At 71.0% G+C, this 21,259-nt stretch carries 23 protein-coding genes; 15 read left to right on the top strand and 8 right to left on the bottom strand.

Features of this window, described 5'->3' with window-relative positions; all coding sequences use genetic code 11:
- Positions 1 to 18 precede the first annotated feature (18 nt).
- The 4 genes from A5692_RS08865 to A5692_RS08880 are packed head-to-tail and all read left to right on the top strand — an operon-like array spanning position 19 to position 3,674.
- On the top strand, positions 19 to 1,335 hold the full coding sequence (locus tag A5692_RS08865) for an adenosylmethionine--8-amino-7-oxononanoate transaminase (protein ID WP_068054724.1): 1,317 nt from the start codon (positions 19 to 21) through the stop codon (positions 1,333 to 1,335).
- A gap of 4 nt (positions 1,336 to 1,339) precedes the next feature.
- Positions 1,340 to 2,488, top strand: a complete 1,149-nt coding sequence (locus A5692_RS08870) for an 8-amino-7-oxononanoate synthase (RefSeq protein WP_068054726.1) — start codon at positions 1,340 to 1,342, stop codon at positions 2,486 to 2,488.
- Positions 2,485 to 3,165, top strand: a complete 681-nt coding sequence (gene bioD, locus A5692_RS08875) for a dethiobiotin synthase (protein ID WP_068054728.1) — start codon at positions 2,485 to 2,487, stop codon at positions 3,163 to 3,165. Before A5692_RS08870 ends, bioD begins: the two co-directional genes overlap by 4 nt.
- Complete coding sequence (locus tag A5692_RS08880) at positions 3,165 to 3,674, top strand: 2'-5' RNA ligase family protein (RefSeq protein WP_068054731.1); 510 nt, start codon at positions 3,165 to 3,167, stop codon at positions 3,672 to 3,674. The genes bioD and A5692_RS08880 overlap by 1 nt, the downstream gene beginning before the upstream one ends.
- Here the strand turns inward: A5692_RS08880 and A5692_RS08885 are convergent.
- From A5692_RS08885 to A5692_RS08900, 4 genes are all read right to left on the bottom strand, one after another.
- Positions 3,671 to 5,035 (bottom strand): hypothetical protein, encoded by a 1,365-nt coding sequence (locus A5692_RS08885; RefSeq protein ID WP_068054734.1) that lies wholly within the window; start codon positions 5,033 to 5,035, stop codon positions 3,671 to 3,673. The genes A5692_RS08880 and A5692_RS08885 overlap by 4 nt on opposite strands.
- Entirely contained in the window at positions 5,032 to 5,397 is a 366-nt protein-coding gene (locus tag A5692_RS08890; protein WP_068054737.1) for a hypothetical protein, read from the bottom strand. Before A5692_RS08890 ends, A5692_RS08885 begins: the two co-directional genes overlap by 4 nt.
- A gap of 4 nt (positions 5,398 to 5,401) precedes the next feature.
- Positions 5,402 to 7,234: a hypothetical protein gene (locus tag A5692_RS08895; RefSeq protein ID WP_068054740.1), complete on the bottom strand. Its 1,833-nt coding sequence runs from the start codon at positions 7,232 to 7,234 to the stop codon at positions 5,402 to 5,404.
- Between the two features lie 108 nt (positions 7,235 to 7,342).
- Positions 7,343 to 7,534, bottom strand: coding sequence for a hypothetical protein (locus A5692_RS08900; protein WP_068054743.1), 192 nt, complete (start codon positions 7,532 to 7,534; stop codon positions 7,343 to 7,345).
- Between the two features lie 130 nt (positions 7,535 to 7,664).
- Here A5692_RS08900 and bioB point away from each other — a divergent pair, with 130 nt between their 5' ends.
- The 3 genes from bioB to A5692_RS08915 are packed head-to-tail and all read left to right on the top strand — an operon-like array spanning position 7,665 to position 9,591.
- Positions 7,665 to 8,699: a biotin synthase BioB gene (bioB, locus tag A5692_RS08905; protein ID WP_068054746.1), complete on the top strand. Its 1,035-nt coding sequence runs from the start codon at positions 7,665 to 7,667 to the stop codon at positions 8,697 to 8,699.
- A 14-nt stretch (positions 8,700 to 8,713) separates the two neighbouring features.
- Positions 8,714 to 8,941 (top strand): hypothetical protein, encoded by a 228-nt coding sequence (locus A5692_RS08910; RefSeq protein ID WP_068054890.1) that lies wholly within the window; start codon positions 8,714 to 8,716, stop codon positions 8,939 to 8,941.
- Entirely contained in the window at positions 8,938 to 9,591 is a 654-nt protein-coding gene (locus A5692_RS08915) for a DUF2567 domain-containing protein (protein ID WP_068054749.1), read from the top strand. Before A5692_RS08910 ends, A5692_RS08915 begins: the two co-directional genes overlap by 4 nt.
- On the opposite strand, the gene A5692_RS08920 is transcribed toward A5692_RS08915, so the two are convergent.
- Positions 9,586 to 10,926 (bottom strand): lipase family protein, encoded by a 1,341-nt coding sequence (locus A5692_RS08920; protein ID WP_068054752.1) that lies wholly within the window; start codon positions 10,924 to 10,926, stop codon positions 9,586 to 9,588. The two genes, A5692_RS08915 and A5692_RS08920, sit on opposite strands and share 6 nt — an antisense overlap.
- Positions 10,927 to 11,109: 183 nt before the next feature.
- The gene (locus A5692_RS08925; RefSeq protein WP_068054755.1) at positions 11,110 to 11,829 is read right to left on the bottom strand and encodes an NUDIX domain-containing protein; all 720 of its coding nucleotides are present in this window, start codon (positions 11,827 to 11,829) and stop codon (positions 11,110 to 11,112) included.
- Positions 11,830 to 11,875: 46 nt separating this feature from the next.
- Here A5692_RS08925 and nadA point away from each other — a divergent pair, with 46 nt between their 5' ends.
- The 3 genes from nadA to nadC are packed head-to-tail and all read left to right on the top strand — an operon-like array spanning position 11,876 to position 15,359.
- On the top strand, positions 11,876 to 12,925 hold the full coding sequence (gene nadA, locus A5692_RS08930; protein ID WP_068054760.1) for a quinolinate synthase NadA: 1,050 nt from the start codon (positions 11,876 to 11,878) through the stop codon (positions 12,923 to 12,925).
- Complete coding sequence (locus tag A5692_RS08935) at positions 12,925 to 14,508, top strand: L-aspartate oxidase (protein ID WP_197514404.1); 1,584 nt, start codon at positions 12,925 to 12,927, stop codon at positions 14,506 to 14,508. The genes nadA and A5692_RS08935 overlap by 1 nt, the downstream gene beginning before the upstream one ends.
- Positions 14,508 to 15,359: a carboxylating nicotinate-nucleotide diphosphorylase gene (gene nadC, locus A5692_RS08940; RefSeq protein WP_068054769.1), complete on the top strand. Its 852-nt coding sequence runs from the start codon at positions 14,508 to 14,510 to the stop codon at positions 15,357 to 15,359. The genes A5692_RS08935 and nadC overlap by 1 nt, the downstream gene beginning before the upstream one ends.
- Before the next feature lie 5 nt (positions 15,360 to 15,364).
- On the opposite strand, the gene A5692_RS08945 is transcribed toward nadC, so the two are convergent.
- On the bottom strand, positions 15,365 to 15,931 hold the full coding sequence (locus tag A5692_RS08945) for a TetR/AcrR family transcriptional regulator (RefSeq protein ID WP_068054770.1): 567 nt from the start codon (positions 15,929 to 15,931) through the stop codon (positions 15,365 to 15,367).
- Positions 15,932 to 15,971: 40 nt separating this feature from the next.
- Between A5692_RS08945 and A5692_RS08950 the strand changes: the two genes are divergently transcribed.
- Complete coding sequence (locus A5692_RS08950; protein WP_068054772.1) at positions 15,972 to 17,000, top strand: alcohol dehydrogenase catalytic domain-containing protein; 1,029 nt, start codon at positions 15,972 to 15,974, stop codon at positions 16,998 to 17,000.
- A 28-nt stretch (positions 17,001 to 17,028) separates the two neighbouring features.
- On the opposite strand, the gene A5692_RS08955 is transcribed toward A5692_RS08950, so the two are convergent.
- Positions 17,029 to 17,451, bottom strand: coding sequence for a nitroreductase family deazaflavin-dependent oxidoreductase (locus A5692_RS08955; protein WP_068054774.1), 423 nt, complete (start codon positions 17,449 to 17,451; stop codon positions 17,029 to 17,031).
- A 115-nt stretch (positions 17,452 to 17,566) separates the two neighbouring features.
- Between A5692_RS08955 and hisD the strand changes: the two genes are divergently transcribed.
- From hisD to hisH, 4 genes are read left to right on the top strand one after another with little or no spacing between them, the layout of a single operon-like run.
- A complete protein-coding gene (hisD, locus tag A5692_RS08960; RefSeq protein ID WP_197514405.1) occupies positions 17,567 to 18,883 on the top strand; it encodes a histidinol dehydrogenase in 1,317 nt (438 codons plus the stop codon).
- Positions 18,880 to 20,016: a histidinol-phosphate transaminase gene (locus A5692_RS08965; protein WP_068054782.1), complete on the top strand. Its 1,137-nt coding sequence runs from the start codon at positions 18,880 to 18,882 to the stop codon at positions 20,014 to 20,016. The genes hisD and A5692_RS08965 overlap by 4 nt, the downstream gene beginning before the upstream one ends.
- Complete coding sequence (hisB, locus tag A5692_RS08970; protein ID WP_068054785.1) at positions 20,013 to 20,633, top strand: imidazoleglycerol-phosphate dehydratase HisB; 621 nt, start codon at positions 20,013 to 20,015, stop codon at positions 20,631 to 20,633. Before A5692_RS08965 ends, hisB begins: the two co-directional genes overlap by 4 nt.
- On the top strand, positions 20,630 to 21,250 hold the full coding sequence (gene hisH, locus A5692_RS08975) for an imidazole glycerol phosphate synthase subunit HisH (protein ID WP_068054789.1): 621 nt from the start codon (positions 20,630 to 20,632) through the stop codon (positions 21,248 to 21,250). The genes hisB and hisH overlap by 4 nt, the downstream gene beginning before the upstream one ends.
- The last annotated feature ends 9 nt before the right edge of the window (positions 21,251 to 21,259 follow it).

Consider the following 21,259-nt stretch of genomic DNA (forward strand, 5'->3'; position numbering starts at 1 on the left):
GCTTTACCCTCGATCACTATGCCTGCGGCGAGGGCCGGGTTGACGCCCGAGCAGATCAGCGCGATCGACGCTGCGCATGTCTGGCACCCGTACAGCACCATCGGCAGCGAAGTCGTCGCACCGGTGGTGGCGGTCGCCGCCCGCGGCGCCCGGCTGACCCTGATCCGTGACGGCAAGCCGATCGAGGCGCTGGATGCGATGAGCTCCTGGTGGACCGCCATCCACGGGCACGGTCACCCGGTGCTGGACGCCGCGCTGACCGCGCAGCTGGGCGTGATGAACCACGTCATGTTCGGCGGCCTCACCCACGAACCGGCCGCGCGGCTGGCGCAACTGCTGGTGGAGATCACCCCGCCGGGGCTGGACACGGTCTTCTTCAGCGACTCCGGATCGGTGTCGGTCGAGGTCGCGGTCAAGATGGCGCTGCAGTATTGGCGCGCCCGCGGCCGGCCCGGCAAGCACCGGCTGATGACGTGGCGGGGCGGCTACCACGGGGACACCTTCACGCCCATGAGCGTCTGTGACCCCGACGGCGGCATGCACTCGCTGTGGACCGACATCCTGGCCCGCCAGGTGTTCGCCCCGCAGGTGCCGCGCGAGTACGACCCCGCCTACAGCGCGGCGTTCGAGCAGCAACTCGCGCGGCATGCCGGCGAACTGGCGGCGGTGATCGTCGAGCCCGTGGTGCAGGGCGCGGGCGGGATGCGTTTCCACGACCCCCGCTATCTGTGCGACCTGCGTGAGCTGTGCCGACGGCACGACGTGCTGCTGATCTTCGACGAGATCGCGACCGGTTTCGGCCGCACCGGAGAGCTCTTCGCGGCCGACCACGCCGGGGTGAGCCCGGACATCATGTGCGTCGGCAAGGCGTTGACCGGTGGATATGTCACGCTGGCGGCCACGCTGTGCGGCACGGAGATCGCACACACCATCAGCGCCGGCGAGGCCGGCGCGCTGATGCACGGCCCGACCTTCATGGCCAACCCGCTGGCCTGCGCGGTCTCGGTGGCCAGCGTCGAGCTGCTGCTCGGCCAGGACTGGCGCGGGCGGGTCGCCGGTCTGTCCGCCGGGCTGGCGGCGGGGCTCGAGCCCGCCCGCGCGCTGCCCGGCGTGACCGACGTGCGGGTGTGCGGCGCGATCGGCGTCATCGAGTGCGCAGGCCCGGTCGATCTGGCCGTCGCCACCCCTGCGGCCCTGGACAACGGTGTCTGGCTGCGCCCCTTCCGCAACCTGATCTACGCGATGCCGCCCTACGTCTGCACGCCCGACGAGATCGCCCAGATCACCTCGGCGATGGTCGAGGTCGCCCGGCTCGTAGGCTCTCGTAGTCTTTAGGGCGATGAAAACACCGATCGAGACGTCACCGCTGGCCTGGCTGGAGGGCGTGGAACGGCAACGCCGCGAGGCCGGTCTGCGTCGCACGTTGCGGCCCCGCCCGGCGGTCGCCACCGAGCTCGATCTGGCCTCCAACGACTACCTCGGACTCTCACAGCACCCCGACGTGATCGAGGGCGGCGTCGCGGCGCTGCGCATGTGGGGCGCCGGGGCGACCGGTTCGCGGCTGGTCACCGGCGACACCGAACTGCACCAGCAATTCGAGTCCGAACTGGCCGAATACGTCGGCGCATCGGCGGGCCTGCTGTTCTCGTCGGGATACGCCGCCAACCTGGGCGCCGTCGTCGGCCTGTCCGGCCGCGGCGCCCTGTTGGTGTCCGACGCCCTGTCGCACGCCTCCCTGGTCGACGCCTGCCGGCTGTCGCGGGCCCGCGTGACCGTGACCCCGCACCGCGACGTCGCCGCCGTGGAGGAAGCCCTCGCCTCGCGCGCGGAGGAACGCGCCGTCGTCATCACCGAGTCGGTGTTCAGCGCCGACGGCGCGCTGGCGCCGCTGCGGGAGCTGCACGAGGTCTGCCGTCGCCACCGCGCGCTGCTGATCGTCGACGAGGCGCACGGCCTGGGCGTACGCGGTGACGGGCGCGGGCTGCTGCACGAGCTCGGGCTCGCGGGCGCCCCCGACGTGGTGATGACCACGACCCTGTCCAAGGCGCTGGGCAGCCAGGGCGGGGTGGTGCTCGGCCCCGCGGCGGTGCGCGCGCACCTGATCGACGCGGCGCGGACGTTCATCTTCGACACCGGCCTGGCGCCGGCGGCGGTGGGCGCCGCCCGGGCCGCGCTGAGCGTGCTGCGGGCCGAACCCTGGCGGCCCGGGGCGGTGTTGCGGCACGCCCGCGCCCTGGCCGAGGCGTGCGACGTCCCCGGGGTCCCGCAGTCGGCGGTGGTGTCGGTGATCCTCGGCGACCCGGAGGTGGCCCTGGCCGCCGCGACCGCCTGCCTGGACGCCGGCGTGAAGGTGGGCTGCTTCCGGCCCCCGACCGTGCCCGCCGGGACCTCCCGGCTGCGGCTGACCGCGCGCGCGTCGCTGGACGCGGCCGAACTCGACCTCGCCCGACGAGTGCTCACCGAGGTGCTCGCCGTGACGCGCCCTTGACCGTCCTGGTCGTCACCGGGACGGGCACCGGCGTCGGCAAGACCGTCGTCACCGCGGCGCTGGCCTGCCACGCGCGTCAGGCCGGCATGGACGTGGCGGTGTGCAAGCCGGTCCAGACCGGCACCGACGCCGGGGACGACGACCTCGCCGAAGTGACCCGGCTGTCCGGCGTGACAGAGGTCGCCGGCCTGGCCCGCTACCCGCAACCCCTGGCGCCGGCCGCCGCGGCCGAGCAGGCCGGCGCGGCGTTGCCCACCGGTGGTCAGCTGCTGCGGCTGATCGCCGGCCTGGACCGCCCTGGCCGGCTGACGCTGGTCGAGGGAGCGGGCGGGTTGCTGGTCGAGCTCGCCGACGCGGGCGTCACCCTGCGCGACCTGGCGGTCGAGCTGGGGGCCGCGGCGCTGGTCGCGGTCACCGCGGAACTGGGCACCCTCAACCACACCACGTTGACTTTGGAAGCGCTTGCCGCACATCATGTTTCGTGCGCCGGCCTGGTGATCGGCAGCTGGCCGACAAGGCCCGGACCGGCGGAGACCTCGAATCGCTCGGCCCTGGACCGGCTAGCGCCGGTGCGGGCGGCGCTGCCCGCCGGGGCCGGATCGATGGACGCCGCGGCGTTCGCGGACATGAGCGCGGCGGCGTTCGACCGCGACTGGGTCACCGCGCTGGCCCGCTGATGGTCCATTCCATCGAGCTGCTCTTCGACGGCGAGACCGAGGCGACGATCCGGGGGCTCTGGGAGGCGCTGGCCGGCGCCGGGATTCCGAGCCAGGCGCCCGCCGGGCGGCCGCACGTCACGCTCGCGGTGGCCGACCGCATCGCCGGGGAGGCCGACGCCGCCCTGCGGCCGCTGGCCCAGCGGCTGCCGCTGGGCTGCGCGGTCGGCGCGTCACTGCTGCTCGGGCGGACCAACGCGATCCTGGCCCGGCTCATCGTGCCCACGGTCGAGTTGCTGGCGTTCCACGCGGACGTGCACCGGCTGTGCGGCGAGCACCTGGCCCCCGCGCCGGCACCCACCAGCCTGCCCGGTCAATGGACGCCCCACGTCACGCTGGCCCGCCGCGTCGGGGGACCGGCGCTGGGCCGGGCGCTGCGCATCGCGGGGCGCCCGCCGCTCGTCGAGGGCAGCTTCGCCGGCCTGCGCCACTGGAACGGCGAGAAGAAAGTGGACTACCTGATCCGCTAGCCGCCGAACAGCAGGTACAGGCCGGTGAAGGTGTAGCCGACCATGACCAGCATCATCGTCAGCTGGCCGGTGAGCTGGTGGCCGCTCGGCAGCAGCCGCAGCGCCTTGTCGTGCGCCGCGATCACCGCGACGATGTGGCCGGTCACCACGCAGGCCACCTTGATCCCGGCCAGCACCGGCGGGTGGGTCGACAGCACGTAGGCCACCTGCTGGTGCGCCAGGCCCAGCACATTCCAGCCGCGGCCGAACGGATCGGCCAGCGCGAACACGGCCTGTTGTCCACGCTCGACCAGATAGGTCAGGTAATGGGCGAAGACGTAACCCACCACGATCGGGATCAGGGAATGCGCCATCTGGCCGGGCAGCGCCCGGCGTTGCTGCGAGTCCACGCCGCCCGTTGCGCGGGCGGCAAGCGAAAAGGTCGCCGCCACAACGGAAATGAAGACGATCAGGCCGGCGGTTCGGAGCAGCGACGACGACAGTGTCGGGGTGAGGCCCATCCCGCGGGAAAGGCCGTCGGCGAAGCCGCGCCATGTCGGCGACGACGAGAAACTGTCGAACGCCGTCGACCCGAGCAGCACCGCGAGCAGCACGACCACGCCGGGCCGCACGGGCAGCGACGGCAAATGATCGAGCGGGTTGCCGACGACGATTCTTCCGCTCCGCGGGTTGCGGCGAAATGGCGACAGGCGGGACACCGCCATGCTGTACACCCCGAACGGGTCGGCGCGGGCCAACCACCGCTGGCCGCACAGCCAGGCGCCCACCAGCATGACCGCGGCATACCCGCCCAGCCATGCCCGCACCGCCGGCAGCGACGCCGGGTCGGGGCTGGCGAGTTCCATCCAGACGAACGCGAACAGGCCGAGCGCGGCCGGGCGGTAGCCCCAGCGCTCGGGATAGGACCACCGCGCCCGGTGCAGGCGCTCGGGCGTGCCGCACCGCAGCAACAGGTACACCGTCCGCATCGGCGAAAGGACCCGCCAGACCGGCCCGAACAGCAGCGACAGCGCCACCAGTCCGACCCACAGCAGCACGTAGAACACCCCGAGCAGGGCATTGGTCTCCGACCGCGGGCCCCCCACCCCGGCCGCCACCGCCCACGCCGCGAAGATCAGCCCCAGCGCGGCCGCCGCCCACCGCGTCGCCCGGGCGTCGACGAACGCGGTCACCGCCGCCGGCAGCGGACGGCCCGGCTTGCCCGGGTCGAACCGCGGCCGGCGCCAGGCAAACGCGACGAGTGCGAAGGTGAACGTCAGCGCCCACGCCGCGCCGACCATCGCGTACAGGTAGGGCACCGGCAGGTCGCCGGACCCGCCGAGACCGTGCGCGAGCACCACCGTCGCGCCGCGGGCGCTCACGGCTGGACTTGGATGGCGGCGATCGTGCGGTTCAGGTGGTGCAGTTCCACCTCGACGTCGCCGGGCACGTCGACGCTGAACTGGAACGTCTGGTTGGCCGCGGCCGCCACCGGGAACTTGTGGTCGGGCGTCGAGTGCACGTGCAGCTCGTCGGCAACGTCGCTGGTGACGTGCAGAGTGATCGGCTGTTTGACCCTGGCCTGCAGGGCGGCGTTGGTCGGGGTCACCTGGCCGTTGGCGATGGTGACGTCGACGTCCAGCCCGGCCGGCGGCGGCTGGGCCGGCCCCTTTCCGCCGCAGGCGACCAGGGCGCACACCGACGCCGCCACCCACGCCGACGTGAGGGTGTTGCGGACCGTCATCGGCTCACGCCGCTCTCGGCACCGGCTGCTTGTCCTGAACCGGTTCCGGCTCGGTGACCGAGTTGTTGAGGCGACCGGCGCCCCAGGTCAGGCCGGCGATCACCATCAGCGTCAGGAACAGCACCACGATCGAGCCCGCGGTGAACAGCCACCCCGGGGCGCTCTGGTCGCGTTCGCGCTGCAGGATCGTGACCTCCTGGACGAACGGCCGGTTGAACGACGCCAGGGCCGGAACCTCGGGCGCCGGGATCGCGTCGTCGGCCGGCTCCCAGATCGGCACGGCGGTCATCGTGTAACCGTCTTGCACACGCAGCAGCGTCTTCCACGAACCCCACACCGGCACCGGCTGGGTGGACCGGTAGTGGCCGGGGCCGACCTGTTGCAGCCGGTCGATCACCAGACCGCGGCTGTTCTCCATCCGGCCCTGCCAGGACAGGATCGTCAGCCATTCTGGGTTTTGGCTGACCATGTCGGGCGGCGTGAGCTGCACGTCGGCGGACACCATGCGCTGCCCGGGCGGGCTGGGCAGGTCGGTCAGCGTGAGGGTGGCGTTGTCCTGACGCGGCACGACGATATGCAGCCCGTTGGCCACCGCGCCGCCGATCACCACCACCGTCGCCGCCACGATCGTGATGCCCGTGGCGCGGCCCGGCAGGCGCTGGCCGGTGAGCACCATGCCGAACAGCGCCCCGCAGGTGCCCGTCAGGATCGCGACCGGCACGGCCATCGCCAGCGCCTGACCCCACATGCTCATGGGCCAGGGGTAGTGGTACACCGTGCCGATCCACAGCGACTCCAGCCACAGCCCCACCGTCCCCACGGCCAGGCCGGAGACCGCGCCAAAGGCGATGGGGCGCTTGAACAACGGCGTGAGCGCCACCAATTCGACCATCAGCGCCGGGCCGAGGTAGAGCGGGAACCAGTTGATCGGGGCCCCCAGGATCGGCCCGACCAACAATGCGACCGCCCCGCGCAGGGCGATGGCGAAGACGGCGGCGATCACGGCCGCGCCGCGACCCATCGTGATGCGGGCGGCCACCGCCGCCAGTGCGGCCGCCGCGGCGATCATCATCGGCTGCAGCGCCAGGCGGAATTGCTCGACGCCGAAGTCGTATTCGATCTGGTAGACCGACAGCCCGATGAACATGCCGCCGAAGGACAGGTAGCGCAGGAATTTGATGAAGGCGCCGTGGTAGACGTCCGCGCCCTCCTGGGCCTCACCCTCGCGCTCCAGCATCAACACCGCGAACAGCGAGAACCCGGCGCCACCGATCATCATCAAATGCGTTGGGCCCCAGAGTGTTACGTCCTGGCCGAAGATGCGATGCCAGATGTCGTCGAGCGGGAAGCCGATCATGGCGTACATCCCGCACCCTGCCATCAGCACCCCGCCGACCGGGGCGTACCAGTTGCGGGTGATGCGCACCGCGGCGGGGCCGGGCTTGTCGAACGGCAGCACGATCGCGGTCATGCCGCCCAGGAAGATCCCGAACAGCCCGATGATGATGAAGTAGTGCGCCGGGTTGGCCAGCGGACCGGGGTCGCGGCCGTTTCCGATGTGCCAGCTGACGTCCCAGATGAACCCGAACAGCGCGCAGATGATCGACGTGGTGAAGATCAGGACCGGCAGTGCGACCCAGTTGGGGCGGTGGAACTTCTCGCCCATCTTGTCCGCGAACCGGATCAGCCATTCAATGCGATGGGTGCGGTGCGCATAGCCGACCCACAGCAGCGCCGCCGCGATCACCAGCGCGGCGATCGACAGCCCGATCACCTGGTTCAGTCCCGCCCCCCGCGCCGGTGGCTCGGCGAGCAGCGTCAGCCCCGTCGACGTCATCGTTGTGCCCTCCCACACTCGCGTCCCGGTCCAACTGGATCGCTAACTTACTCCTGAGTAAGTTAGCGATCCAGTGTCTGTTCGCGGAATGCCCCACCGGGCGTGTCGTCAATCACTCTTTTCGTCGGCGGCGCCGGGTCGGGCTTCGGAGCCGTCCGGCGCTGCGTCGCCGTCGCCGGCGCGGCGGTCCTTCAGGGCGACATACAAGATCACGGCCACGACCACCACCGCCGGCAGGAATGCCGGGATCGCCAGCAGGAGCATGTGGTGGGCGACGTATGCGGTGTGCGGATCGGTCATGGTGGTCAGATACCCCGGCGGACGCCATCTTCTGCGGCCGTTACCCTACTTTGAACACTTTTATTCGCGCTGCCACCACCGTGGCAGGGGTGGCCGCATGCTCGGCCAACGACGATGCAGGGGAGTACTGGTGACTCAAGCGGCCACTCGACCGGCGACCGGCGCCCACGACGCAGACATCCTGGCGGTTGCCCGCGACCAGGTGCTCGAACGCGGCGAGGGACTGAGCCGGGAGCAGGTGCTGCAGGTGCTGCAGCTGCCCGACGACCGGCTCGACGACCTGCTGGCGCTGGCCCACGAGGTGCGCATGCGCTGGTGCGGCCCCGAGGTCGAGGTCGAGGGCATCATCAGCCTGAAGACGGGCGGCTGCCCGGAGGACTGTCATTTCTGCTCGCAGTCGGGGTTGTTCGCCTCCCCGGTGCGCAGCGCCCGGCTGGACATTCCCAGCCTGGTCGAGGCCGCCAAACAAACCGCCAAGTCGGGTGCCACCGAGTTCTGCATCGTGGCCGCCGTGCGTGGCCCCGACGAGCGGCTGATGTCCCAGGTCGCGGCCGGCATCGAGGCGATCCGCAACGAGGTCGAGATCAACATCGCCTGCTCGCTGGGAATGCTGACCGCCGAGCAGGTCGAGCAGCTCTCGGCGATGGGGGTGCACCGGTACAACCACAACCTCGAGACGGCCCGCTCGTTCTTCACCAACGTCGTGACCACCCACACCTGGGAAGAGCGCTGGCAGACCCTGTCGATGGTGCGCGACGCCGGGATGGAGGTGTGCTGTGGCGGCATCCTGGGCATGGGCGAGACGCTCGAGCAACGCGCGGAGTTCGCCGCCGAACTGGCCGAGCTGGGACCCGACGAGGTGCCGTTGAACTTCCTCAACCCGCGGCCCGGCACGCCGTTCGGGGACCTCGAGGTGCTGCCGGTGGCCGAGGCGCTGAAGTCGGTGGCCGCTTTCCGCCTGGCGTTGCCGCGCGCGATGCTGCGGTTCGCCGGGGGCCGTGAGATCACCCTGGGTGACCTGGGCGCCAAGAAGGGCATCCTGGGCGGCATCAACGCGGTGATCGTCGGGAACTACCTGACCACGCTCGGCCGTCCGGCCGAAGCCGATCTGGAACTGCTCGACGACCTGCAGATGCCCATCAAGGCGCTCAACGCCACCCTGTAAGAAACGTGGCGACTGTGGTTGGGGATCTGGGTGCTCCGGTCAGTGCCGGCGTCTACAACGTCTACACCGGGGAATTGGGGGGCACCGCAGTGCCGACAGCGGCGCAGTTGGGTCTGGAACCGCCCCGGTTCTGCGCGGAATGCGGGCGCCGGATGGTGGTGCAGGTTCGCCCCGACGGCTGGCGGGCGCGGTGCTCGCGGCACGGTCAGGTCGACTCCGTCGACCTGGAGGCCCAACGGTGACCCAGCCCGCGGAGACGGCGCCCCCCGCGACCGCCCCGTCGACGTCCCGGACCCGCGCCATCGCCGTCGCCGTGCTGGGCTCCCTGCTGGTCGGTGTGCTGATCGGCGGGTTGTGGGCGTGGATCGCGCCGCCCATCCACGCGGTGGTGGCGCTCACCCGCGCGGGTGAACGGGTCCACGACTATCTGGGCACCGAGTCGGAGCACTTCTTCGACGCGCCGTGCCTGATGCTCGGTCTGCTGACCGTGCTCGCCGTGGTGGCCCCGGTGCTGGGGTGGCAGTGGCGCGTCCGCCGCGGACCGGGAATGGTGGTCGCGCTCTCGATCGGCATGGTGACCGTCGCCGCGGCCGCGACGGCGACCGGGGCGGCGTTGGTGCGGCTCCGTTACGGCGCATTGGACTTCGACGCGGTACCGCTGTCGAAAGCCCCGTCGGTGGCGTACGTCGTCCAGGCACCCCCGGTCTTTTTCGCGGACCATCCCCTGCGGGTGGCGTTGACCCTGCTGTGGCCGGCCGCTATCGCCGCGCTGCTCTATGCGGTGTTTGCGGCCGCCGACGCCCGCGACGACCTGGGCGCCTATCCGCCGGGCCGGTCTGCCGACGCGCTGCCGGTGGGAGCCGGGGGCGCATCGGACGCGCCCGTGTCATAGCGGACGGCGGTGAATCCTCCGGCCGAAGATGACCTTGGCGGCGATCTTGGCCAGCCGCGCCATCCCGACGTAGGTCATCGGGTGAAACATCGTCGGCCAGGTCGTCCGGATCAGGTGCTCGGTCAGCGGCCGGCGGTCGAACCGGTCCGTGAGCCAGCGCAGCGCCATCGGAGCCGACAGCGGGTGCAGCAGCATGTGCTCGTTGAACGCGTCGCGGTGGTAGGTGACCTGGGCGCCGCCGGCCGAATAGGCGTCGGCGAGCACGTCGATGTCCTTGACGTCGATGAGGTAGTCGTGGACCGCCTGCACGATCAGCACGGGCGGCGTCGGGACGGCCACACCCAGCTTGATGTTCTCGAACACGTGGGTGACCTCGGGCGTCGAGAGGATGCTCTCGAGCGGCTCGTCGAGAAAGTCACCCATGTTCTTGCCGGCCATCCGGATGACCGCCTCCACGGTGGTCATCTTCTCGAGCGATTCGAGCAGGGCGCGTCCCTCCTCGTTGCTGTGCTCTTTGATCACCCGGTCCAGCTCGGGGTAGATGTGAGCGAGCGCGGCAACCACCAGGGCGGGCAGGCCCGACAGGAAGCTGCCGTTGAGCCTGCGGAAGGTGTTGCCCAGGTCGCCGACGGGTGACCCCAGCACCGCCCCGACGACGTCGAGCTCGGGCGCGTACTCGGCGCACACTTCGGCGGCCCAGGCACTGGCCAGGCCGCCGCCGGAGTAACCCCACAACCCGATCGGCGCTTCCGGGGACAACCCGAGACGGTCCGAACCCAGGGCCGCCCGGATGCCGTCCAACACGCGATAGCCGGGCTCATACGGCGCACCCCAGAGGCCGTGCAGGCCTTCGTGGTCGGGCACCGAGACTGCCCAGCCCTCGGCAACGGCGGCGGCGATCAGGAAGTACTCGAACTGACCGATGGACCCCAGGGCTTTTGCCCGGCGTCGCAGCGCGTAGGACGGGAAGCAGCGCGACGACACGGCGTCGATCGCGCACTGGTAGGACAGCAGCGGGCAGGGCCGTTCCGGGGCGAGCTCGGCCGGGACGATCACCGTCGTCACGGTCGCCTCGGGCTCGCCGTTCATGTCCATCGTCCGGTAGAGCAGCTGCACCGCCTTGACCGGCTGCGGAATCAGGCCCAAAAACGCCAGCTCCACGTCGCGCGAGCGCAGCACCGTCCCGGGCTCGGCGTGCTGGAACCCCAGTGGCGGCTGGTAGAACGGGTCGTCCGAGGGCAGCAGCGGGCGTACTTTGCGCTGCAATTCCTCGTGTGGGGGCCGGGCGATCCACTCCGCGCCGCGTGTGCCTGCCAGATTGCCGAGCTCAGCCATTGAGGCTCCCTTCTAGGCCACCCGGCATTCTCGCCCATGAACGGCAGGTAACCAAAACGCAATCGCCGCATCGTCGGCGAGTTCTCGCCGGGAAAGGCAGGCCCGGCGCGCCACAGTTGTCGATTCATCGGTGTCCCCTGACCGGGCGTTCCGCAAACTTGCCGGGGCGGCTGCCGTGGGCGGTCAGACCTGGCCCGGCTGCCCGGGGGGCCTCAGCGCGGCGAATTCGTCGGTGACCCGCAGCCGGGAGTCGGTGAAGTGGTAGAGGGCCGCCGGCCGGCCCCCGCTGCGACCGGACTGCGCGATGGTGCCCGTCTGGCTGATCACGCCGCGGCGGACCAGCACGCGTTGCAGGTTCGTCGCGTCGACCTGATAGCCCAGCGCGGCGCCGTAGATGTCGCGCAGCGTGGACAAGGCGAATTCCTTTGGCGCCAAAGCAAACCCGAGGTTGGTATAGGACAGCTTGGCGACCAGCCGGGCGTGCGCGTGGGTGACCATCGGGCCGTGGTCGAAGGCCATCTCGGGCAGGCAGCTCACCGGGTGCCACCGCGTGTCCGGCGGCAGCTCGGGGGTGGCGGGGGAGGGCACCAAGCCCAGGAAGGTCGAGGCGATCACCCGGGCACCCGGAACCCGGTTCGGATCGGAGAACACCGCCAGCTGTTCCAGGTGCGTCAGCTCCTTGAGGTCCACCTTTTCGGCCAGCTGCCGGCGGACCGAGCTGATCATGTCCTCGTCGTTGCGCAGCCGTCCGCCCGGCAGCGACCAGGCGCCGCGCTGCGGATCCTTGGCGCGCTGCCATAACAGCACGTTAAGCTGCGGTTTCTGTATTCGCGGGCCGCCCGTTACCTGGCGAACCTGAAACACCACCGCGAGCACCTCGTGTTCAGTGCTAGTATGGGCCATGTTTTCGATTATAAGTCGAAAACCTCCTGGGCTGAAAGGAGCCGCCGTGACGGTTATGAATCGCATGGACACGCTCGCCGAAGACATGATGGCCGACGTCACCAACACGCCCACCGGTTACGCCGGTGTGGAGGGCGACGCGCAGTGGGCCGCGGAGATCCGCCGCCTGGCGAAGCTGCGCGGCGCGACCGTGCTGGCGCACAACTACCAGCTGCCCGCGATTCAAGACGTCGCCGACCACGTGGGGGATTCGCTGGCCCTGTCGCGGATCGCCGCCGAGGCGCCCGAGGACACCATCGTGTTCTGCGGAGTGCACTTCATGGCCGAAACCGCCAAGATCATCAGCCCCGCCAAGACTGTCCTCATCCCGGATCAGCGGGCCGGCTGCTCGCTGGCCGACTCGATCAACGCCGACGAGCTGCGCGCCTGGAAGGACGAGCACCCCGGCGCCGTCGTCGTCTCCTACGTCAACACCACCGCCGCGGTGAAGGCCCTGACCGACATCTGCTGCACGTCGTCCAACGCGGTCGACGTGGTGAACTCGATCGACCCGGACCGCGAGGTGCTGTTCTGCCCGGACCAGTTCCTGGGGGCCCACGTGCGCCGGGTGACCGGCCGCGCGAACATGCACGTGTGGGCCGGTGAATGCCATGTCCACGCCGGGATCAACGGCGACGAGCTGTCCGAACAGGCCAGGGCGAATCCCGACGCCGACCTCTATGTGCATCCCGAATGTGGTTGTGCCACTTCGGCGTTGTACCTCGCCGGCGAAGGCGCCTTCCCGGCGGACCGGGTCAAGATCCTGTCCACCGGCGGCATGCTCGACGCCGCGCACGAGACCTCGGCCCGCAAGGTGCTGGTGGCCACCGAGGTCGGCATGCTGCATCAATTGCGCAGGGCCGCACCGCAGGTCGATTTCCGCGCGGTCAACGACCGGGCGTCCTGCAAGTACATGAAGATGATCACGCCCGCGGCACTGTTGCGCTGCCTGGTGGACGGCGCCGACGAAGTCGACGTCGATCCCGAGATCGCGGCGGCGGGCCGGCGCAGCGTGCAGCGAATGATCGAGATCGGTCAGCCGGGCGGCGGCGAATGATCGCCCGCCCGGCCTGGACCGACAGCGCCGACGTCGTCGTCATCGGTACCGGCGTGGGGGGATTGGCCGCCGCCCTGGCCGCCCACCGGGCGGGCCGCCGCGTCGTCGTGCTGAGCAAGGCCGACCAGGCGCGCGGGACGACGGCCACGCACTACGCCCAGGGCGGCATCGCGGTGGTCCTGCCCGACAACGACGACTCCGTCGAGGCCCACGTCGCCGACACCGTGGCCGCCGGCGCCGGCCTCTGCGATCCCGACGCGGTGACCTCCATCGTCGCCGACGGCTACCGAGCGGTCTCCGAATTGGTCGGTGCCGGAGCGCGATTCGACGAGGCCGCCCCGGGCCGCTGGGACGTGACGCGCGAGGGCGGGCACTCGCGGCGGCGCATCGTGCACGCCGGCGGCGACGCCACCGGCGCCGAGGTCCAGCGTGCGCTCGACCGCGCCGCCCGGCTGCTGGACGTCCGCACCGGCCACGTCGCGCTGCGCGTGCTGCACGACGGCTCCTTGGGCGGAGAAGCCGTGACCGGCGTGTCCGTCGGCAACCAGGACGGGTACGGAATCATCAGTGCGCCGGCGGTCATCCTGGCTTCCGGCGGCCTCGGGCACCTCTACGGCGCGACCACCAATCCCGCGGGCTCCACGGGCGACGGCATCGCGCTGGCGCTGTGGGCCGGTGTCGCGGTCAGTGACCTCGAGTTCATCCAGTTCCATCCCACGATGCTGTTCGGTGGGGGCGGCGGCCGGCGTCCGCTGATCACCGAGGCGATCCGCGGTGAGGGCGCGATTTTGCTTGACCGGCAAGGCAACTCGGTCACCGCTGGTGTGCACCCGATGGGCGATCTGGCGCCGCGCGACGTCGTGGCCGCGGCCATCGACACGCGGCTGAAGGCCACCGGTGACCCCTGCGTGTTCCTCGACGCGCGCGGCATCGAGGGTTTCGCCACCCGGTTCCCGACGGTGACCGCCGCGTGCCGGGCCGCCGGCATCGACCCGGTCCGCCAACCCATCCCGGTCGTACCGGGGGCGCACTACAGCTGCGGCGGCGTCGTCACCGACGTCGACGGGCAGACCGAACTGCCGGGGCTGTTCGCCGCCGGCGAGGTGGCGCGCACCGGCATGCACGGCGCCAACCGGTTGGCGTCCAACAGCCTGCTGGAAGGCCTGGTGGTCGGCGGGCGCGCCGGCAAGGCCGCGGCCGCGCACGTGCTGGCGGCGGGGCGCGTCCGGGCCACAGAGTGCGAGCCGTCCGTCCACACCGCCCCGGAGCGCGGCGAATTGCAGGCCGCGATGAGCCGCGACGCCTCGGTGGTGCGCGACGCCGCCGGGCTCAACCGGTTGTCCGACGCGCTGTCCGCGGCCCCGGTGCGCACCATCGCCGGCCGCCGCGACTTCGAAGACGTCGCGCTGGCCGCGGCCGCCCGCGCCGTGACCGCCGCCGCCCTGGCGCGCAACGAGAGCCGGGGCTGCCACCACCGTGCGGAATACCCCGAGCCCGCGCCGGAACAGGCGCGTAGCAGCGTGCTGCGGCTGGCCGACGACCGGAACTCGGTGCTGGCGGAGGCGCTGGCGGCGGTGGGCTGATGATGCTGCCGGACGAACGCAGCGCCGCCCAGGACACCATCCGGCGGGCTCTGGAAGAGGACCTGCGCTACGGGCCCGACGTCACCACCCTGGCGACAGTGCCCGCCGGCGCGGTGGCCACGGCGTCGATGGTGCCCCGTGAGGCCGGCGTGATCGCCGGCGTCGAGGTCGCGCTGCTGGTTCTCGACGCCGTCCTCGCCGGCGGCTACGAGGTGGTGCACAGCGTCGAGGACGGCGCCCGGCTGCAGCCCGGCGAGCCGGTGTTGACCGTGCGCGCGGACACCCGTGGGCTGCTGACCGCCGAGCGGACCATGCTGAACCTGGTCTGCCACCTGTCGGGCATCGCCACCACGACGGCGGCCTGGGTCGACGCCGTGCACGGCACCAAGGCCAAGGTCCGCGATACCCGCAAAACGCTACCCGGGCTGCGCGCGCTGCAGAAGTACGCGGTGCGGGTCGGCGGGGGCGTCAACCACCGGATGGGACTGGGGGACGCGGCGCTGATCAAGGACAACCACGTGGTGGCCGCGGGATCGGTGGTCGACGCGCTGCGGGCGGTCCGCGACGCGGCGCCGGATCTGCCGTGCGAGGTGGAGGTCGACTCCCTCGAGCAGTTGGACGAGGTGCTGGCCGAAAAGCCGGAACTGGTGCTGCTGGACAACTTCCCGGTGTGGCAGACGCAGATGGCCGTGCAGCGCCGGGACGCGCGCGCACCCGCCGTGCTGCTGGAGTCCTCCGGCGGGCTCAGCCTGGACAATGCCGCCACCTACGCAGCCACCGGGGTGGACTACCTGGCCGTCGGGGCGCTGACGCATTCGGTGCGCGCGCTCGACGTCGGCCTGGACATGTAGGCCCTTTAGCCGCGCAGCAGCGTGCGTGCGGCGGGCTTGGCGGCGTCGAGCGCGCCAGCATCGCCGGAGATCCGGGACAGGATCAGTGCCCCCTCGATCAGTGCGATCACCGCGAGCGCAACCTGTTTGGCCTCCGCGGCAACCCAGCCGTCGGAGCGCAGGCGCTCTTCGACCGCGGCGCACCAAGCCCCGAACGCGCGCGCGGACGCCTCGCGCACCAGCGGGCTCGCGTTGACCGACTCCGTGGCGATCGGCTCGATCGGGCAGCCGTCGCGGTGGTCGCCGGCCAGCCCCGCCGCCAGCAGGTCGATCCACCGTTCGACGATGTCGGCGGCGGGACGGCCCGTGGCCAGGAACCGGCGCAGGAGTTGTTCGATACCCGCCCCCTCGCTCTCGACGACCGCGGCGGCCAGCTGTTGCTTGCCCTGCGGGAAGTGGTGATACAGCGAACCGGGTTTGACGCCGGCCTCCTCGAGGATCTGATTGAGGCCCGTCGCCGCGTACCCCTGGCGCCGGAACAGGGTGGCGGCTTTGTCGATCAGCGCTGCGCGGCTGCGATCCGGTCTCGGCACGCTGTTGACAATACTTGAGAGATCACTCAAGAATGCTGGGATGAGGCAGCTCACCTACGAAGAGGTCGGACGATACGCTTGGCGCGACGCGCCCGACCCGCAGATCACCGCGCCGGAACAGGCGCTGGTCCAGCCGCTCATGGTGGCCTGCTGCGACCTCGACGTCGCGGTCGCCCATGGGCGGCTGCCGTTGCCGCCGGGATACGCGGTGGGCCACGAGGGGTTGGCCGAGGTCGTCGCGGTCGGCGATGGTGTGAAGGATGTTCGGGTAGGCGACCGTGTCGTGGTGCCATTCCAGATCAGCTGCGGAACCTGCCGCGAATGTCGCCGTGGCGTGACCGGTTCGTGCGGCTCGGGGCCATTGATGGCGACGTACGGAATGGCGCCGATCGCCGGCCTCGATGGTGGCGGTTTCATGTCCGATCTGGTGCTGGTGCCGTATGCGGACGCGATGCTCATCCCGCTGCCCGACGGCGTCGACCCCATCTCGATCGCGTCCCTGTCGGACAACATCCCCGACGGCTGGAGGACGGTCGGGCCATTCCACGAGGAGTTGGCGAGCCTCGATCCAGTCGATCGGCGCGTCCTGGTCGTCGGGCGGCTGTCGATCGGGTTGTACTCGGCCGCCTTCGCGGCGGCGCTGGGCGCCCGGGTCGACTACGTCGACACCGACCCGCGGCGGCTGGCCGCCGCCGAGAAACTCGGCGCGGTGGTGCACGACGCTGCCAAACCCGACAAGTCGTGGGATCCGTATCCGGTCACCGTGCACACCACCGGCGATGCGGCGCTGCTATCGGCCACACTGCGTGCCACCTGGCCAGACGGCGTGTGCACCGACACTGGGATCTACCCCGAATACAAGGTCGAGATGCCGTTGCTGCCGATGTACACCCGTGGTGTGCAATTCATCACCGGACGAGTGAGCGCGCGCACGGTCATACCGCAGGTGCTCGAGCGGCTCGCCGACGGCCTGGATCTGTCGCCGGCCGTCGATCGCGTCGTCGCCTGGGACGACGCGCCGTCGGCCTGGCCGACGATGATCGGCAAAACGGTCTTCACCAGGGTGTAGACCGCTGGAGCTTGGGTCCAGGGCGGCCTCAGGCGATGTCGCCGACGAACACGCCGATCCGGCGCAGCTGCATGCGGGCCATCCGCGGCAGGCGCTCGGCGTCGGGGCCGTCCGAGCCGGCCGGCAGGATCCGCGGGTTGGTGATGTGCACCACGCGGTTGCGGCTGTATTGCACGTCGGCCTCGCCGGCGGCCAGCACGTTCTTGACCCAGTTCGTCTTGCCGTGGCCCAGCGCGATGGCCAGCACGTTCCCCTTGCGGTAAGGGGTGATGATGGTCTCGTACGGCGTGCCCGAGGTGCGGCCGCGGTGCTTGATGGTGGCGGTGCCGGGCAGAAAGCGGGCGATCGGCTTGACCGCCGGGTTGAAATACTTGATCTGGAAGCGCTCGAACCAGGGCGGGAACACCATTGGGACGCCCGGCGCGTTGTTGGGATGATCCTTCGCGGACATGACGGCTCCCTGAGTTGTACGGGGCTTACCCGGCCTTACATGGGCACTGTACCGGTCGAAAATCGACTTGAGTTGCTCTGGGACAATGGAGGCAATGAGTACCACTTCAGCACCCGTGATGGCCCGCATCGACCTGCGGGGCGTCCAGCTGACGGCTGCCCGGTTGCGGACCGCGCTGCCGCGCGGGGGCGCCGACGTGGAGAGCGTGCTGCCCAAGGTGCGCCCGATCGTGGAGGCCGTCGCCGAGCGCGGCGCCGAGGCGGCGCTGCAGTACGGGGAGTCGTTCGACGGGGTGCGGCCCGCGGCGGTCCGGGTGCCCGCGGCGGCGCTGGAGGCGGCGCTGGCTGACCTGCACCCCGACGTCGTCGAGGCCCTCCGGGTGATGATCGAACGCGCCCGCGCCGTGCACGCCGACCAGCGCCGCAGCGACGTCACCACCACGCTGGGCCCGGGCGCGACGGTGACCGAGCGGTGGGTCCCCGTCGAACGGGTGGGCCTGTACGTGCCCGGCGGCAACGCGGTGTACCCGTCGAGCGTGGTGATGAACGTGGTGCCGGCACAGGTCGCGGGCGTCGACTCGCTGGTGGTGGCCAGTCCGCCGCAGGCCAGGTTCGAAGGCCTGCCGCACCCGACGATCCTGGCCGCCGCCCGGCTGCTGGGGGTCGACGAGGTGTGGGCGGTCGGCGGCGCGCAGGCGGTGGCGCTGCTGGCCTACGGCGGCACCGACACCGACGGTCGGGAACTGGCGCCCGTCGACATGATCACGGGCCCGGGCAACATCTACGTCACCGCCGCCAAGCGGCTGTGCCGCTCGCGCGTGGGCATCGACGCCGAGGCCGGGCCGACGGAGATCGCCATCCTGGCCGACCACACCGCCGACCCCGCGCACGTGGCCGCCGACCTGATCAGCCAGGCCGAACACGACGAGATGGCGGGCAGCGTGCTGGTCACACCCAGCGCGGAGCTGGCCGACGCCACCGCCGCCGAGGTGGCCGCCCAGCTGCGCACGACCGTGCACCGCGACCGGGTGGCCACCGCGCTGGGCGGCCGCCAGTCCGCGATCATCCTGGTCGACGACCTGGACGCCGGTGTCAAGGTGGTCAACGCCTACGCCGCCGAGCACCTGGAGATCCAGACCGTCGGCGCGGCGGAGGTCGCCGGGCGAATCCGTTCGGCCGGTGCCGTTTTCGTCGGGCCCTACTCGCCGGTCAGCCTCGGCGACTACTGCGCGGGCTCCAACCACGTCCTGCCGACCGCGGGCTCGGCCCGGCATTCCAGCGGCCTGTCGGTGCAGACCTTCCTGCGCGGCATTCACGTCGTCGACTACACCGAGGCCGCCCTCAAGGACGTCTCGGGGCACGTGGTCACGCTGGCCAAGGCCGAAGACCTGCCGGCGCACGGCGAGGCGATCCGGCGGAGGTTCGAGCGATGACCGGGCCGGAGAACCCCACGCTGGACGACCTGCCCCTGCGCGACGACCTGCGCGGCAAATCGCCCTACGGCGCACCGCAATTGGCGGTCCCGGTGCGGTTGAACACCAACGAGAACCCGCACCCGCCCAGCCGGGCGCTGGTGGACGACGTGGTCCGGTCGGTGGCCGAGGCGGCCGCCGACCTGCACCGCTACCCCGACCGGGACGCGACTGCCCTGCGCAGCGACCTGGCCGGCTACCTCACCGCGCAGACCGGAGTGCCGCTCGGCGTGGAAAACGTCTGGGCGGCAAACGGTTCCAACGAGATCCTGCAACAGTTGCTGCAGGCGTTCGGCGGGCCCGGGCGCACCGCCATCGGGTTCGTCCCGTCCTACTCGATGCACCCGATCATCTCCGATGCCACGCGCACGGAATGGCTGGAGGGCGTCCGCGCCGACGATTTCAGCCTCGACCTCGACGCGGCGGTCGCCGCGATCACCGAGCGCCGGCCCGACGTGGTGTTCATCGCCAGCCCGAACAACCCGTCCGGGCAGAGCGTTTCGTTGCCCGCCCTGCGGCGGCTGCTCGACGCGGTACCGGGCATCCTGATCGTCGACGAGGCGTACGGCGAGTTCTCCTCCGAACCCAGCGCCGTGGGGCTGGTGCGCGAGTATCCGACCAAGCTCATCGTCACCCGCACGATGAGCAAGGCGTTCGCGTTCGCCGGCGGGCGGCTCGGCTACCTGATCGCCACGCCCGCGGTGATCGACGCGATGCTGCTGGTGCGGCTGCCGTACCACTTGTCGTCAATCACCCAGGCCGCGGCCCGGGCCGCGCTGCGGCACGCCGACGACACCCTGGGCAGCGTCGCCGCGCTGATCGCAGAACGTGAACGTGTCACGAAGGCGTTGACCGGCATGGGTTTTCAGGTCATCCCGAGCGACGCCAACTTCGTGCTGTTCGGTCGGTTCACCGACGCCCCGGCCACCTGGCAGCGCTACCTGGACGCCGGCGTCTTGATCCGCGACGTCGGGATCCCCGGCTACCTGCGCGCGACCACCGGGCTGGCCGAAGAGAACGACGCCTTCCTGCGGGCCAGCGCCCAGATCGCCGCCACCGAACTGGCCCCAGCCACCCCAGTAGGAGCCCCGTGACCACCATTGCGACCCGGCGCGCGCGTATCGAGCGCCGCACCAAGGAATCCGACATCGTCATCGAGCTCGACCTCGACGGCACCGGCCAGGTCCACGTCGACACGGGTGTGCCGTTCTACGACCACATGCTGACCGCGCTGGGCAGCCACGCCAGTTTCGATTTGACCGTCCGCACCAAGGGCGACGTCGAGATCGAGGGCCACCACACCATCGAGGACACCGCGATCGCCCTGGGCCAGGCGCTCGGGCAGGCCCTCGGCGACAAGCGAGGTATCCGCCGGTTCGGCGACGCCTTCATCCCGATGGACGAGACGCTGGCCCACGCCGTCGTCGACGTGTCCGGCCGGCCCTATTGCGTGCACACCGGCGAGCCGGATCACCTGCTACACACGAGCATTGCCGGCAGCTCGGTGCCCTATCACACCGTCATCAACCGGCACGTCTTCGAGTCGCTGGCCATGAACGCCCGCATCGCGCTGCACGTGCGCGTCCTGTACGGCCGCGACCCGCACCACGTCACCGAAGCGCAGTACAAGGCGGTGGCCCGCGCGTTGCGTCAGGCCGTCGAGCCCGACCCCCGGGTGACCGACGTGCCGTCCACCAAAGGCGTTCTGTGACAAAACCATCCGTCGTCGTCCTGGATTACGGCTCGGGCAACCTGCGGTCGGCCCAGCGCGCCCTGCAGCGGGCGGGCGCGTCGGTGGAGGTGACCGCCGACGCCGACCCGGCGGCCGCCGCCGACGGGCTGGTGGTGCCCGGCGTCGGGGCGTTCGAGGCCTGCATGACCGGCCTGCGCAAGGTCCACGGAGACCGCATCATCGCCGACCGAGTCGCCGCCGGGCGCCCGGTGCTGGGGGTCTGCGTCGGCATGCAGATCCTGTTCGCCAGCGGCGTCGAATTCGGTGTGCAGACAGCGGGTTGCGGCCAGTGGCCGGGCGAAGTCACCCGGCTGGACGCCCCGGTGATCCCGCACATGGGCTGGAACGTCGTCGACGCCGGGCCCGGCAGCACCCTTTTCAAGGGGCTCGACGTCGACACGCGGTTCTACTTCGTGCACTCCTATGCCGCACAGCGATGGGAGGGTCCGCCCGAGGCCGTCCTCACCTGGGCCACTCACCGGGTGCCGTTCTTGGCCGCGGTCGAGCAAGGGCCGCTGTCGGCCACCCAGTTCCACCCCGAAAAGAGCGGGGACGCCGGTGCGGCGGTGCTGCGCAACTGGATCGAGGCACTGTGACAACGGCTT

Source organism: Mycobacterium sp. E342 (genome assembly GCF_001667665.1).
GTDB lineage: Bacteria > Actinomycetota > Actinomycetes > Mycobacteriales > Mycobacteriaceae > Mycobacterium.